Genomic DNA, 15,549 nt, shown 5'->3' with positions numbered 1-15,549 from the left:
ATCAACTCACTTCTCTATTCTTGCATACCAAATTCCATTAGAATAATTCTGGATATCTATTGCTATATCCTTAATTACATTAAGGGATGTTCTTTTTGTTATAAAAGAAAAAGATTTCTTTTCATCAACAATTTTATCAATTATATTACCTATTTTTACTTGTTCTTTTATAATATTAATATCATTAATATCATTTGTAATAGCCCTAAAATAGTATTTATTTTTATAAAAATCTATGTTTGTAACTTTAGCATTATCTTCAAAATCAAAATCATAATTATAATAAATTCCTTTAATAACATTAATTATGTCTGAAACAACAGCATTTGCAGTAGGTTTTTTCCCTGCACCTTGCCCTAAAAGCTGAATTTCACCAACATTTGATCCCTTAATAGAAACAACATTATTAGCTTCATTAACACCATAGTATATTGAATCCTTTTTTACTAAGACTGGCTCCACAACACCATAATATTGATTATTTCTATTCATGTTAAAACTTCCTATAAATTTAATTTTATGCTCTAGTGATTTTATTAATTCTATATCTCTTGGTATTATTTTAGTAATCCCACTTCGTTTAATATTTTTGAGTAAAATTATGTTTTTCGATGCAATAGTTGAAAGGATACATAATTTTCTAGCTATATCAACCCCCTCTACATCATCAGTAGGATCTTCTTCTGCAAAACCTAGCTCTTGTGCTGATTTTAAGGCTTCCTCATAGTTCAATCCATTATCGAACATTTTAGTAAGAATATAATTAGTAGTGCCATTTAAAATTCCTTTAATATTACTTATATCATTTAATTGAGATATATTCTGCATTAATTCTTTAATGATAGGTATCCCACCAGCAACACTTGCTTCAAATAAAAATGCACAATTATTCTTTTTAGCTAATTCTATAAATTCTTTAAAATATTTACATACAACTGCTTTGTTAGCAGTTACCACATGTTTCCCTCTTCTTAGAGCTTCAGTAATATAATCATAAGCATCTGTAGTACCACCTATAGCTTCAACAATTATTTTTATATCTTTATCTCTTAATATTTCCATAGCATTGTCTGTTAAAATACTTCTGTTTATATCTACATTTCTTTTTATGTATAGATTCTTTACCAATACTTTTGATATATGTATTTTATAACCAAGTAATTCTTGTAAATAATTTCTTCTTTGATGAATAATTTCGTATACCCCTGATCCAACAGTTCCTAAACCTAATAATCCAATCTCAATCACATTATCTCTCCTTTTATTTCATAAATTACATTATACTAATAATTAATTGTTATAATTGGAATTTTTTTAATATAAACATCAAATTATTTAAAGTTAAGTATTTTTATTCTTAGTTATAATTATAAATATTATATTTTATTATTATATATAACAAAAATATATATTTTATTATATTTATAATATAGAAACCGATATTTTTTTTACCAATTCGAAACAATATTTATTATATCATATTTTATATGTCATTTTTTGTCATTTTAATAAAAAAATAAATATTTTTTAATTATTTGTTATATTTTAATATATACATTATTATGGATTTAAACCTTTATATTAATAAAAAAACCTTGCTAATAATAATTATAAATTATAATTATTATTAGCAAGGAATATTGTAAAAAATTATCACCTTTAATTGGTATAAGCATTTATAAATCTAAATACAGCTTCTTTATATTTTTTCTTATCATCCCAAAAAGCACATAAATGTTTTGAATTATCAAAAGTAATCATTTGTTTATTGTCATGTTGGATAGCTTCAAACAGTTCTTCACCCATATAATATGGACATTTATTATCCAATTTACTATGAATAATTAAGGTTGGTATATTGTTCTTCTTCATAGCATCAATAATACTTACTTCTTTATAACTAAAACCATACAATTGACTATTAGATATGTTTCCTAATTTAGTCAATAATTTGGTCGGCATAGGAATAATAAATGATTTTATCTGCCATGTAATCTCAGCATCCATACTTGTAAATCCACTATCAATAATTGCAAAATCTAAATATTCAGCTGCATGATCAGTTCCAGAATAATATCCTATTGTTGCACCACCCATTGATTGTCCTAATGCACCAATAATATTATTCTTTGTCATTTTACCATTAATATAATCAATAACAATTTGAAGATCATCTTTTTCATAATATCCAAATGTAACTGTTTTAGCTGTATTATTGCCATGTGCCCGTCCATCATATAAAACAACATTATAACCCTGTTTCAGAAACAACTCTGCAATAGGATACATAGCTTTATGGTTTGATTCATGCCAATGAACTAGAACAATAGTCTTTCTATCATAGCTATCTTCATTAAGTATATAAAATACTGGAATACTATGACCATCCTTAGCAATTATAAGATCTTCTTCAATCTTATCATCCCATTTTTCAGTAAAGTCTTCTATATCATAATTCATATCATCTAAATACATTTTTACAATTTTATTAGTATGTGTCTTTGTCATTCGTGCAGGAAGGAAAGCCAATAAAAATCCAATTAATACTATAAGTATTATCACAATTACAAATACAATAGAACTAATTTTTATAAATTTCTTTTTCATTAATTACCCCTAACTTAAATATTTATAATATCAATAACCTATTATCTTCTAACTATGATTATACACTATTATAATTTGTAATTATGTCATTTACTGTCGAGGTCTAATCAAATTATTTATTCAAAAAGATATTTACTTGAAAGACAGTTCCTTTCTTTGAATCCAAAATACAAATCGTTGCATTCTGTTTTTCAAGCATCTTCTTGACTAGACTTAATCCAAGTCCCGTACCTGATAATTTCTTAGATTTATTTTTATCAACTGTGTAAAAAGGTTCGAATACCCTTTTCTTATGTTCATCTGGTATACCTATTCCTGTATCAGCTATTTCAATTTGATGAACCCCTTTATTAACACCACTGGTAACTTTTATTTCACCATTTGATACATTGTATTTTATTGCATTATCTATTAAGTTGATAAAAATCATCATAAAACTTTCTTTATCCATATAAACTTGGCAAGGCTCTAACTGGTAATAAAATTCAACTCCGTATTTAGAAGCCTTACCCTTTAACTTATCTATAATTTCTTTCAACAGTACATGTGTATCTATTTTCTGTTTTTCAACTTCAAAATCATATTTTTCTAAGCTTGATAAGTGCAATACCTTTTCTACCATTTGATTCAATCTTTCAAGCTCATTGTTAACAATAATATAGGATTTATCCACTAAATTTTTATCATCCTTATAAAGATTCATTAAATCAATTTGAGCTTTGATGACCGTAATTGGTGTTTTGAACTCATGAGTTATATTTCCAATAAATTCTTTTTGTTTCTTTTCCAGTTTTTGAACATGCTCTAGTGCCAATTGGAGTTTTGCTTTTTCATCACTAAGCTGCTCAATATTTTCTTGTATCTGTGAAGACATAGCTTGTATCCCTATACTTAATTCACCAAATTCATCTTTACTCCTAATGAATTCAGAGCTAATATCATATTGCCCTTCTTCAATCAGCTTAACAGACTTTCTTAATCTCTTAATTTGATTTACTATATTTATAAAAAATACTCTCCCTATTATGAATGTTACAACAATAGATATTAATCCAAATTTGATAAACAACTTCCAGGTATCTTCATTAAAACTATTCTGGGAATATAAATTATATTCTAATTGCATAACACCTATCTGGCCATTAAAATCGTAAACTGGTGCTGCATATATTATCTTATCCACAATTTTTTTATATATAATCTTGTTATCCAAAGCCTTGGTAATAATATCCTCATATTCATTTTTCGATTCTTTAAATACCTCATTACCAATCTGTCTTCCTTGATTATCAAAAATAATTGTGTGAATACCCAGTACACGTTCAATTTCAATAGTTAAGTCATAAGCCTGCTTAATATAGAAGGTTTCAAAATCTTCAATGTCACTAGTAAGATATCTTTCTCTTATGTATAGATTAGCTGTTTTACTACTTTCTTTTAGATATCTTTCGTATTCCTTTATCTGATTGGTACGAATACCATTCATTGTTAAAATACTAATAATAACTAAATTAATTAATAATAGGAAAATGATAAAAATTGTTAGCTTATGTTTTACACTAATTCTCATTCTATATGCTCCAACATTTTATATCCAACTTTAGGGATAGTCTTAATTAGGTAACTGTATTTTCCTAATTGCTTACGGATACGTTGGATATGAATATCTACTGTACGGGTACCACCATAATAATCCATATCCCATACTCGATCCAGAATAATATCTCTTGTAAATGTTATTTTCACATTCTTCATTAAAAAAAACAGCAAATCAAATTCTCTAGCCTTAAGATCAATTTGTTTATTATCCACATATGCAACTCTTTCCAGTACATTAACTTTTATACCATCAACTTCTAAGATATTATCATCTATAAGTTCTCTTGATACATCATCATTTTTATTTATACGTCGTTCAAGAGATCTCACACGTGCCAACAATTCTTGCATCTCAAAAGGTTTAGTGATATAATCGTCAGCACCTAGTTCCAACCCTAATATCTTATCTACCAAAGTGCTTTTTGCAGTAAGCATAATGATACCCATCTTGGAAGTGTTTTCAATGTTTTTGCATACATCATAACCATTATATTCTGGCATCATGATATCTAATATAAGTATATCAGGTTGTTCTTTTCTAATAATATCAAGAGCTTCTTTACCATCATAAGCCTTATAGATTTGATAATCTTCACGCCCTAAAGCATATGCTATTGCATCCGTGATATTTTCTTCATCATCAGCTACTAATATTTTTGTCATTTTCACACCTACTTAACTAATCATTCAAAATTACTATTTTACAACTTAGTTCTTTATAGAAATATACCGCATCTGTACATACTATTTTATTTGATTCTTTATTCCAACATAAAGATTTATAATCACCAAACAAAGTTAATTTTTTATCACTTTTAAAATCATATATATATTTTCGCCCCTCTCCAATTGGATATATGGCTTCATATATCAACTTGCTTTTATCAGGTGATAAGTAAAATCCACCTACAAAATCATGAGTTTTATCAATCATCTTTACTGGATTACCTTTATCATCTGTCTTCCATAATTCTCTAGGTATCTTATTTTGTATTAATTTAGCTACATTGTCAATTTCTATTACATCTTTATGAGAATCATGTTTTGTAGCCCTTTCTTCAAAAGTATAAGTTTCAAGATTTACTGTATAACGTTTTAGATTATATGAAGCTATTTCTAGTTCATCACCATTAACTGTCAATCTATCAATATAATTATTTATCTTCTCTCTTTCATAAAATTGTTTGTGCATTCCCTTCCAGAATTCACTGACTTCTTCTTTCTCTTCTCCAAAATGAGCTTCTAAATATTCTTCAGGACTATTAAAATAATTTTTTAAGTTGTTAACAAGTTCTTCAGATAATTGTATTTCAGTTTTTTGTTTACTTGCCATATCATACCTATATAATTTAAATCCTTTTGAATAATAAATTTGCTCATCTTCAATATATTTAGAACGCATTACATCTTCATCTATTCTTATTACTTTACCTTCTTTTTTGTCATAATACACTAATACGTAAGGGTCTGAGTAGTAAGTATCTCTTTGTTCTATAGGCTGTTCCTTAAATAAAACGTAATTTTCATTTGGATTATATTGTCCCAAACAATCATGTACTTGCTCATACCAATATTCAAAACCCATATTAGCATCCTTATTATTGGTTAAGTTTTCAACTGTCTTATCTTGAACATTATAAACAGCTATATTTCTAATACCATCTTTAATAGCTACTCCTAATAAACGATTATCATCTAACCAATTAAAGCCAGCAAAATCTTTCACTTCAATAATTTGCTTGATTGCTAAAACATCATTGATTTCTTCTTGTTGATTGTCAAGAACAACCACTTCACTTTCCTCAAGTCCCTTTGCCTTAGTATTACTACATGCAGTTAGACTACTTAGTGCCATTCCTGTTGTCAGTAATATACATAAGGTTTTCTTAAAATTTTGTTTTACTTTCTTCATAATTAATTCCTCCTTTAATTTTAATGAGATTATTATTTATTACCTCATAATAAAATTATAAGACCATCATTTTTCTTAACCATATAAAAAATGTTTCTAAGTTGTAAACTGTTAATTATCTATAAAAACATTAACAAACCCAACTAATATTTCTCCAAAAGATATTAGTTGAGCCTTTATAGTTAATTTTATAAGATTAAATACTCTGTAAATATGCATCTATAATACTGAAAGTCTTTTTTGCAATATCATATTCACCAAAGCTAATCGCCCAATTATATAATATTCCTCTTGAGATGATAAGCAATTCTTCTGTTATCTGGTCTGCTGTTTTATCTGAACATAATTCTCCATTATCTAAACCTTTTTCCACTAATTGATGCAATCCTTTTGGCAATCCACGTTCAGCCGAGAGGAAGAAAGCACTGGCATTATCCATTTGTGCTTTGTAAATATTTCGAATTATATCCACTCCCATATTTTTTGCATAGAGACCTTGTTCACATAAATATCCTATTATTGCATTTTTTATATTTGAAGAGTCAATTTTCTTAATTACTTCATCTTGGAAGAATTCGTCAGTACGTGTATATGCTGCAACAACAATACCTGATTTACTACCAAAATGGTGGTAAAAAGCACCAGTAGATATTCCTGAATTTTCACAAATCTCCTGAATACTTATATCATCAAAATTTTTATATTTCATTAGCTTAAGTGCTTCATCCAATATATGACTCTTAGTTCTTTCAGCTTGAAGAGTTCTAGATGTCTTCTTTTTCATAATCAATTTTATCTCCTTTTAACTTACTTACATAATAATATATATTATATTGTTCTATTAATCAACTTTTGTTTAAGAATAAAAATGACACTTAACAACTTGATACATTGATAAAAAATAAACAAAATCCTTGACTAGTTAGAAATGATATACTATACTAATTTTAACATAATTAATTCGGTGAAACAATTATGTTAAATCATAATTAGTTAAAGGAGAGTCTTATATGGCAAATTATTATCCAGAATTATTTACTCCTACCTACATTGGTAAAGTAAAGATTAAAAACAAATTGTCAATGGCACCAATGGGTCCTGTTGGTTACGCTGACGCAAACGGAGCTCTAAACCAAAGAATTCAAGATTACTATGTTGAACGTGCAAAAGGAGGTATTGGTCTAATTATCACTGGTATCTGTAATGTAGATATGGAGACTGAAAAAATGGCTAAAGCTGGTCTTCCTAGTCCTACCCAGACACCTCTTGCATTTATCCATTCAGCTTATCAGATGAATGAGCGTATTCATGCCTATGGTACTAAAGTATTCATTCAGCTTACAGGTGGTCTTGGACGAAGTGCTTTACCAGGATTCGTTAGTAAATATATTGCACCTTCTGAAAATGAGAACCGTTTTGATCCTAATATCGTACATAGAGAAATGACAAAAGAGGAAATTCAAACTCTAATTCAAAAGTTTGTTACTGCAGCAGTAATTTCCAAAAAATCTGGCTTTGATGGAATTGAGATTCATGCTGTTCACGAAGGGTATTTATTAGACCAATTCGCAATATCATTTTTTAATAAAAGAACTGATGAATACGGTGGTTCTTTAGAAAATAGATTACGTATAGCAACTGATATTGTAAAAGGTATCAAAAAAGCATGTGGAGCAGATTTTCCAGTTTCATTAAGATACAGCTTGAAAAGTTGTATGAAAGGTCTTAGACAAGGTGGTCTTCCTGGAGAAGAATATGATGAAGTTGGAAGAGATATTGATGAAGGTATTGAAGCAGCAAAGATTTTGGTTGATGCTGGATACGATGCTCTTAATGTAGACGCTGGAACTTATGATTCATGGTACTGGAATCACCCACCAATGTATTTTGAAGAAGGTACATACCGAGAATTTGGAAAAATATTAAAAGAAAATGTAAACGTACCTATTATTTTAGCTGGTAGAATGGAAAATCCTGAAATGGCAGTTGAATCACTAAATGATAGTTGTGATATCATTGGTCTAGGTAGACAATTATTAACTGACCCAGATTATCCTAAAAAAGTACGTGCAGGTAAATTAGATGAAATACGCCCATGTCTTGGATGTCATGAGGGATGTCTTGGAAGAATATCCAATGCACCTGTCAGCTGTGCTGTCAATCCAGCTTGTGGTCGTGAAAAAATATATGGTCTTACTCCTGCATTGAATAAGAAGCATTTCCTCATAATTGGTGGTGGAATTGCAGGTATGGAAGCAGCTAGAGTATTAGCAACTCGAGGTCATAAAGTTACATTATGTGAAAGAACCAATAATCTAGGAGGTAACCTTATTCCAGGTGGTGTTCCTGATTTCAAAAGATATGATAGAGCTTTAGTCAAATGGTATGAAAAACAGCTAGAATTATTAAATATTACAATTAAGATGAAATGCGATATAAAACTTTCTGATATAGATACATATAACCCAGATGAAATAATTGTTGCCACTGGTTCAACTCCAATAATACCTAATTTCGATGGTGCAAATGATATTGTATCTGCGAATGATATCCTAGTTGGTAAAGCAGATGCGGGTAAAGAAGTCGTTATTATTGGAGGGGGCTTAGTTGGTTGTGAAACAGGCTTATGGCTTGCTGGGAAAGGTTCTAATGTAACAGTTGTTGAAATGGCAAATGACATACTCGGTGGACCTCATGGATTACCTCATATGAACCATTATATGTTAGAAGACCTATTGGACTATAATAATGTCAAGATTCAAACCAATACAATGGTTGTATCAGCTAATAATACATCAGTAACAGTCAAAAATGCAGATAGTACTCATAACATTTCTGCTGACACAATAATATCTGCCATAGGATATAAAGAAAAGAACAGCCTGTATGAAGAATTATTGGAAAAAGATATTCCAGTATATAATATAGGAGATTCCCAAAAGGTACATAATATTATGTATGCCATTTGGAATTCTTATGAATTAGCTAAAGAATTATAATCTTAGCTTATATGTAATTACTCACAATACTTAACCATTAGCTGCTTAATAGAATACACTTCTAGAATGAATCAGCTTTGTCCACTTGAAGATTTGTTCTAAAGTGTATTCTTAGTTTCATTAATAACTTTATCTTTTTTATAACTAATGACATTTTTAGTACCACTAATTTTCTCATAGAAAAATTGTCTTTCTCTCTTGATAAGAGATACTAAAAAACTAATTGCTACAACAACATCAATAACAAAAACCACACCTAAAATTAGAATTTGAAACGTCACTAATCCTTGACTAATATAAAGTACTACTAAATTTACACCGACGAATCCATAATAAATAATGCCATATCTTAAGAGTACTTCTTTAAATGATATTTTCGTGTTTTTTCCCTGAACTCTAACTGATGTTAATAATTTACCTATTGTTCGTCCATTAGTTATATATACACCTACCATAAAATAAATGAATACTATAAAGAAATATTCAATCAAACTTTGTGTATTACTTATTATACTTATAATACTCCAATCAATAATGAAAGCTAATCCCCTTCTTATAAGTCCAACCTGCATTTTATCAAAATCCACGTCTTTATCTAATTTATTGGAACTAGGTAGAAAAAATGTAAATAATGGAGCTATAACATAACCTAAGAGACATCCTGTAGTATTTAATATGAGATCATCTACATCAAATAACCTATATGGTGCATTATAAAATCCATACAATCCGGTTAACTGGGTAAGCTCGAAAAATAATGATACCATAAATCCAATAATTACAGTCTTCTTCCAGCTCTTTCTAAAATAGTATCTTAGATATATTCCCAGAGGAGCTAATAGCAAAACATTAAAAGCTGCTTGGAGAAATGCTTGTTCTTTAAATAATTGTATATAAGTTGCAGGTTTGTTATATATAACTTGTGTATCCTTAAGTATATCTTGTATAAACTGAAAGGGTACCAGTTGATAAATTTGCCTACCTGCAGGATATAAACTTAAAACATCACTAGATTTTGGCAGCGGTAATATAACCATGTAATAAGCAGTCAAGCAATAAAGACATAAAGAATATGTAATCAATACTCTGATTTTATTAACATAATGATATTTTATATATTGGTATAACAAAAAAGGGATTGTCCCTAAAAAAGCTATTATGGGAAAAGTAATAAGCGCAATACGAATAGGATATAAATGAGCTTCCATATTTATAATTCCTCTCTTATAATGTATAAAATCATGTTTATTTTCTGCTGATAATATTATAATTATTCTATCGACATTTTTACACAAGAAATAAACTATGTAAGCAAGGATAATATAACATAGATATCTATTGTTTTCAATGAAATTAATTAAATTTTAATACTCCATAATGAGGGAAAAGTCAAAGATATTATTTTTATCAATATGGCAGAAATCGTTGCTCCTAGAATTACACAAACCATAGATTTCTTAAAATCCAGATTCAAGAAAGCTGCAACGGCACTTCCTGTCCAGATACCTGTAGTTGGTAATGGTTAGAAATTTTAAGATTGCTCCTTTTTGTTCTACAATGAGAATCATTGAAGATATAAAAACTTGTAATAGTTTATCCATCTAAGGCTCCATTCTTAAATATCCTTTATATACCATATATTAATATCTTAAGCAATTCTATTATATTAATTAAACATTAGGCTTATCAGTTTCAGAAAAATCTTTTACCGCTTCTACTAGACTATCTGATTGTTTTTGTAGAGTTATAGATGCATCTTTTAATTCCTCTATGACTGCGAATTGATTTTGAGCTGCTGCTATAACAGAAGATGTTCTATCAACTGTTTCCTTAAGGTTATTTGAAATATTCACTGTAAACCCATGTATATATTCATTATTGGTACTTACTTCATGCATTGAGTCTATTATATCTTTTGTTTTCACTATCATTGATTCGTTGTAGTCAATTATATCATTAAGAGAATTCTCTGTATTTTTAACAGCCTCGTTTTGGCTTTCAATGATTTGTTCATTATTTATAATATATTTCCTTAGAACTTCAGATTTCATTTTTAATTCATTAATTATATTATTTATATTCTTTGTTTCATTATTAATAATTTCTGATAACCGCTTCACTTCATTAGCTACTATCCCGAAACTTTTACCATATTCTCCTGCTCTAGCAGCTTCAATTGTTGCATTGAGAGCTAATAAATCTGTTTGCTTAGATATATCAGTAATTACATTACTAATATTTTGTATTTCTGTTACTGAATCAATCAATATGTTCATTTCTTGTTGCAGTTCTTTTGAGATTTTTAGGCTACTTCTAGATTTAGCTCTAAGAGTACATATTGATTCATTCCCCTGTGATGTTATGTTTTTGGATATCTCAAATGTTTTTCTCATTTCTTTTGTTGAACTTGTTATTCTATTGATTTCATTTACCAAACTTTTTAATACTTCCAAGCCATGTTGAATGCTTTCTTGTTGCTTCAGTGCATCTTCTCCTATGGTACTTAAAGATTCATTAGTATTTTTTGTATAATTATAAGCTTGGTCTGTGTCTTTTATCATAGCTATGGATGAGTTATATAAAGTTTTAGAAGCCATAGTTATACTCTGAATTATTTCTTTTAAGTAAATTATCATTTTTGTAAAATTATCATTTAATATGGTTATTTCTTTATTAGTATCATATATAACTTTTTGCTCTAGATTTCCATTCATTACATCACTCATTTGGTAAGCAAGATAACTGATAGGTTTAGTTATTAGCTTAGCATATACAGTAGAGATAATTATAATGCATATTAGTAATATAAGGGTTATCCATATAAGATTATTATTAATACGATTAATCATTCCATAAGCTTCTTCTTCATTAATAAGAGGTATTATTGTCCAGTTTAAATCTTGGATTATCTTACTCTTTCCATAATAATATGTATCATCTTGTCTATAAGTAATAATCTTATCATATTCTAATTCTTTATAATCCTCCCATTTACTGAGTGTAAGGCTAGAATTAAAATTATAGAGATAATTTCCCCTTTCATCTAATAATAATGCTGTTCCTTGTCCATTATTAATTTTTTGCAGCAACCCAGTCAATTCTTCTGTATCAAAAAATATAACTATAGCACCTAGTATATTATCATCTTTACTAATCTTCATTGATATTGGTGTAATTTGTCTTTTAGTTGCTGTTGAAATTATTGTTCTTCCAATATAATACTCTTTATCATTTTCTTTTAACCCATTATAATAATCTTTACCAGCTATTGATAACAGATTAAAGCTGCCTTCCTCTCTTGATATATCGTTTATCATATTCCCGTATTGGTCAGCTATAAGAACTCTTTCATATAATCTTTCAGAATCTGTTACAATGTTTTCAAATACTTTTATGATGTTATTATATTCAGTTGAATATTTCTGTAATTGACCTGAGTTTATATCTTCAAATATTTTTTCAATTTGGGATTGGGATTTTATCAATTTAATTGTTTCTACTGAATTCATGATAGTACTCTTTAATGATTCTTCAATATATATTATATCTTGATCAAGCCTTTTCTCTAGTTCTATGGTTGATTGCTTTTTTATTTTGCTATTTATAGATATACTTAAAATTAATAAAGGTATTAAAGCTACTATTATCATAATAAATAATATTTGGTTGCTCATCTTCATTTTTTTCAACTGGGTAATCTTTATCTTTAGTTTCATACTAGCTCCTTATAAAACAATATTTTATAATCATTTAAATACTTTGCTTAATCTATGCACTTAATTTATAACTTAATATGATAAAGTTATCTATTTGTTTTTTGTGATTATAACTGTTTTACATTGAAACCATATAAAATCCATGTTAAATTCAGGTAAATTTCATTGGTATATTATAAACAATTTGATGTACAAAAATAAGCTAACATATTATATTAGCTTATTTTTGTACTAAACTATATCTAAACAACAACACTTTACTGCCAATTAAGTATATATCAGCTTCCTAATTTTTCTCCTTCTGGATCTTCCCATAGGTATGATCTTTTAACTGCTTTTTTCCATCCTGCATATTTCTTTTCTTTATAATCATTTTCCATTACAGGTTCAAAATGCTTATCTATAGCCCACATATCAGCAATCTCTTCTTTACTATTCCAGAATCCAACTGCTAAACCAGCTAAGAAGGCTGCACCAAGAGCTGTAGTTTCAGTAACTACTGGTCTATCTACTGCAACTCCTAATACGTCTGATTGAAACTGCATCAAGAAATTATTGGCTACTGCTCCACCATCAACTTTTAGAGCTTGAAGTTCTATACCTGAATCCTCCTGCATTACTTCAAGTACATCCCTTGATTGATAAGCGATTGATTCTAATGTAGCTCTTATAATATGATTTTTATTGGCTCCACGTGTAAGACCTACAATAGTTCCTCTAGCATACATATCCCAATATGGAGCACCAAGTCCAACAAAAGCAGGAACTACATACACTCCATTAGTATCTTCTACTTGAGTAGCAAAATACTCAGTATCCTTGGCATTTTCTACTAATTTCAATTCATCTCTAAGCCATTGTACAGAAGCTCCAGCAACAAATATACTTCCTTCAAGAGCATATTCTACTTTACCATCTACTCCCCATGCTATAGTAGTTAATAAACCACTATCAGAATTAACCATTTCCTGTCCTGTATTCATTAACATGAAACATCCTGTACCATATGTATTTTTCGCCATACCTGGTAGAAAACAAGCTTGACCGAATAATGCTGCCTGTTGGTCTCCTGCTATACCAGCAATAGGTATTTGGGCTCCACCAAAAGTCTTAGGATCAGTATGACCATAAACCTCACTAGACTGTTTTACTTCTGGCAACATAGAAGCTGGTATACCTAATTCGTCAAGTATTGTTTCATCCCATCTTAATTCTTTAATGTTATATAACATTGTCCTTGATGCATTAGAATAATCAGTTACATGTACTTTACCTCTAGTAAGGTTCCATATTAACCATGTATCGATATTACCGAATAACAGTTCTCCATTTTCAGCTTTTTCTCTGGCACCTTCAACATTATCAAGAATCCACTTAACTTTTGTACCTGAGAAATAAGCATCTAATATTAAACCAGTACTTTCTTTTATGTAGTCTTCTAATCCTTTTGCTTTCAATCCATCACATATATCTGCAGTTCTTCTGCATTGCCATACTATAGCATTGTATATTGGTTTTCCAGTATTTTTATCCCATACAACAGTTGTTTCTCTTTGATTAGTTATACCTATCGCAGCTACTTCATCTGGTCTTATTCCCGATAATTCTAAAACTTCTCTAGCTACTCCACTTTGGGTTGCCCAAATCTCCATAGCATCATGTTCAACCCAGCCTGGTTTTGGATATACCTGAGTGAATTCTTTTTGACTTGTATTTACTATCTTACCTTCATGATTGAATATTATTGCTCTAGAGCTAGTTGTTCCTTGATCTAATGCCATGATATATTTTTTATCCATAATGTTTACCTCCCATTTTTTAATAAAGTTATTTAGTTAAAATATCCCCATAATGATAAAAGCACAAATAAATATTGAAGCAGCTGGAGGATCAATGTGTGAATCAGCATTGGTGTTGAAGTTCAATGCTACAATTTCGAAAATTATTGCCGCCAGTACTGCAAAAAGTGCTCCAATATAAATACTACCTGACATAAAGCCTGCCAATCCGGCAATTGAAGTAACATGATGTGTTGTTGGAACAGAAAATCCCATTTGTACAAATATTAAAGAAGCTGCACTTACACAGAAACCTATTGGTGCTATTTCAGTAATAATAGCAATATAAGAAACTACTATACCCAATCCTAATGCCATGATGATATCATATGCTATTGTTTTTGATGTTGGCAAAATACTTCTCTTTGTCTCTGAAGTTGCTGCCATTTCTGCTGTAACTGGATTTCTAACACCTAACAACCCTGTTTTACCAAAAACTAATCTAGCAATTATGCCCGATGTAACTACAGTCATTGCAACAGTATCAGTTGGAAGAGTCCATACTGTAGAGTAAAGGTAATTCAATAACTGTCCTAATATACCAAATAAACCTCCAACAATTAATACACTTATATCTTGAAATTTATTTAATGGAACTGTGGTATTCATTCCACTGTCCAATAATTTCTTTTTATTCGCTGCAAAAGCTGCTGCTGCTACACCACCAGCAAAAGCAATATGTGGTCCCAAAAAAGCCCCAAAAGTAATATCATTCAAAATTGTTGGAGGACCTCCAGCACATACTACCCCAATTCCAATAAGTCCTACAAAACCTGTAAAAATAAATGCTGGTAATGCTCCAATCAGTGCACCTAAAACTCCCCCACCAAACGCAATTAAAATTAATTCTAGACTCAAAAAACTCTCTCCTTTCAATA

General features: G+C 29.2%; 12 protein-coding genes. 1 reads left to right on the top strand and 11 read right to left on the bottom strand.

The features are described 5' to 3' along the window. Positions 1-6 precede the first annotated feature (6 nt). The 6 genes from AACQ14_RS14260 to AACQ14_RS14235 all read right to left on the bottom strand — a co-directional run bounded on the left by AACQ14_RS14260 (position 7) and on the right by AACQ14_RS14235 (position 6,902). Positions 7-1,248 carry a homoserine dehydrogenase gene (locus tag AACQ14_RS14260; protein ID WP_339364253.1) on the bottom strand — a complete coding sequence of 414 codons (1,242 nt, stop codon included), beginning with the start codon at positions 1,246-1,248 and terminating at the stop codon, positions 7-9. A 411-nt stretch (positions 1,249-1,659) separates the two neighbouring features. Then, positions 1,660-2,607 carry an alpha/beta hydrolase gene (locus AACQ14_RS14255; protein ID WP_339364252.1) on the bottom strand — a complete coding sequence of 316 codons (948 nt, stop codon included), beginning with the start codon at positions 2,605-2,607 and terminating at the stop codon, positions 1,660-1,662. Positions 2,608-2,719: 112 nt separating this feature from the next. Next, positions 2,720-4,177 (bottom strand): sensor histidine kinase, encoded by a 1,458-nt coding sequence (locus AACQ14_RS14250; protein WP_339364251.1) that lies wholly within the window; start codon positions 4,175-4,177, stop codon positions 2,720-2,722. Beyond that, positions 4,174-4,869 carry a response regulator transcription factor gene (locus AACQ14_RS14245; RefSeq protein WP_339364250.1) on the bottom strand — a complete coding sequence of 232 codons (696 nt, stop codon included), beginning with the start codon at positions 4,867-4,869 and terminating at the stop codon, positions 4,174-4,176. The genes AACQ14_RS14250 and AACQ14_RS14245 overlap by 4 nt, the downstream gene beginning before the upstream one ends. A 16-nt stretch (positions 4,870-4,885) precedes the next feature. Then, positions 4,886-6,118, bottom strand: coding sequence for a hypothetical protein (locus AACQ14_RS14240; protein ID WP_339364249.1), 1,233 nt, complete (start codon positions 6,116-6,118; stop codon positions 4,886-4,888). Positions 6,119-6,314: 196 nt separating this feature from the next. Then, positions 6,315-6,902 carry a TetR/AcrR family transcriptional regulator gene (locus AACQ14_RS14235; protein ID WP_339364248.1) on the bottom strand — a complete coding sequence of 196 codons (588 nt, stop codon included), beginning with the start codon at positions 6,900-6,902 and terminating at the stop codon, positions 6,315-6,317. Between the two features lie 226 nt (positions 6,903-7,128). Here AACQ14_RS14235 and AACQ14_RS14230 point away from each other — a divergent pair, with 226 nt between their 5' ends. Further along, the gene (locus AACQ14_RS14230; RefSeq protein WP_339364247.1) at positions 7,129-9,117 is read left to right on the top strand and encodes an FAD-dependent oxidoreductase; all 1,989 of its coding nucleotides are present in this window, start codon (positions 7,129-7,131) and stop codon (positions 9,115-9,117) included. Positions 9,118-9,215: 98 nt separating this feature from the next. Here AACQ14_RS14230 and AACQ14_RS14225 read toward each other — a convergent pair whose 3' ends face one another. The 5 genes from AACQ14_RS14225 to AACQ14_RS14210 all read right to left on the bottom strand — a co-directional run bounded on the left by AACQ14_RS14225 (position 9,216) and on the right by AACQ14_RS14210 (position 15,529). Continuing rightward, the gene (locus tag AACQ14_RS14225; RefSeq protein WP_339364246.1) at positions 9,216-10,325 is read right to left on the bottom strand and encodes a VanZ family protein; all 1,110 of its coding nucleotides are present in this window, start codon (positions 10,323-10,325) and stop codon (positions 9,216-9,218) included. 149 nt (positions 10,326-10,474) lie between these two features. Continuing rightward, complete coding sequence (locus tag AACQ14_RS24770) at positions 10,475-10,591, bottom strand: hypothetical protein (RefSeq protein ID WP_353514024.1); 117 nt, start codon at positions 10,589-10,591, stop codon at positions 10,475-10,477. A 196-nt stretch (positions 10,592-10,787) separates the two neighbouring features. Continuing rightward, positions 10,788-12,833 (bottom strand): methyl-accepting chemotaxis protein, encoded by a 2,046-nt coding sequence (locus AACQ14_RS14220; RefSeq protein WP_339364245.1) that lies wholly within the window; start codon positions 12,831-12,833, stop codon positions 10,788-10,790. A gap of 278 nt (positions 12,834-13,111) precedes the next feature. After that, positions 13,112-14,632, bottom strand: coding sequence for a glycerol kinase GlpK (gene glpK, locus AACQ14_RS14215; RefSeq protein ID WP_339364244.1), 1,521 nt, complete (start codon positions 14,630-14,632; stop codon positions 13,112-13,114). A gap of 36 nt (positions 14,633-14,668) precedes the next feature. After that, positions 14,669-15,529, bottom strand: coding sequence for a hypothetical protein (locus AACQ14_RS14210; RefSeq protein WP_339364243.1), 861 nt, complete (start codon positions 15,527-15,529; stop codon positions 14,669-14,671). Positions 15,530-15,549 lie beyond the last annotated feature (20 nt).

This window comes from Vallitalea maricola (assembly GCF_036985595.1).
Taxonomy (GTDB): domain Bacteria; phylum Bacillota; class Clostridia; order Lachnospirales; family Vallitaleaceae; genus Vallitalea; species Vallitalea maricola.
Note: the sequence above shows the minus strand (reverse complement) of the source record. Positions and strands in the feature narration are given on the sequence as shown.

Coding starts and splice junctions, on each gene's coding strand:
- AACQ14_RS14245 (WP_339364250.1), bottom strand. CDS start 4,869: ATGACAAAAATATTAGTAGCTGATGATGAAGAAAATATCACGGATGCA.
- AACQ14_RS14250 (WP_339364251.1), bottom strand. CDS start 4,177: ATGAGAATTAGTGTAAAACATAAGCTAACAATTTTTATCATTTTCCTA.
- AACQ14_RS14225 (WP_339364246.1), bottom strand. CDS start 10,325: ATGGAAGCTCATTTATATCCTATTCGTATTGCGCTTATTACTTTTCCC.
- AACQ14_RS14235 (WP_339364248.1), bottom strand. CDS start 6,902: ATGAAAAAGAAGACATCTAGAACTCTTCAAGCTGAAAGAACTAAGAGT.
- AACQ14_RS14220 (WP_339364245.1), bottom strand. CDS start 12,833: ATGAAACTAAAGATAAAGATTACCCAGTTGAAAAAAATGAAGATGAGC.
- AACQ14_RS14230 (WP_339364247.1), top strand. CDS start 7,129: ATGGCAAATTATTATCCAGAATTATTTACTCCTACCTACATTGGTAAA.
- AACQ14_RS14240 (WP_339364249.1), bottom strand. CDS start 6,118: ATGAAGAAAGTAAAACAAAATTTTAAGAAAACCTTATGTATATTACTG.
- glpK (WP_339364244.1), bottom strand. CDS start 14,632: ATGGATAAAAAATATATCATGGCATTAGATCAAGGAACAACTAGCTCT.
- AACQ14_RS14255 (WP_339364252.1), bottom strand. CDS start 2,607: ATGAAAAAGAAATTTATAAAAATTAGTTCTATTGTATTTGTAATTGTG.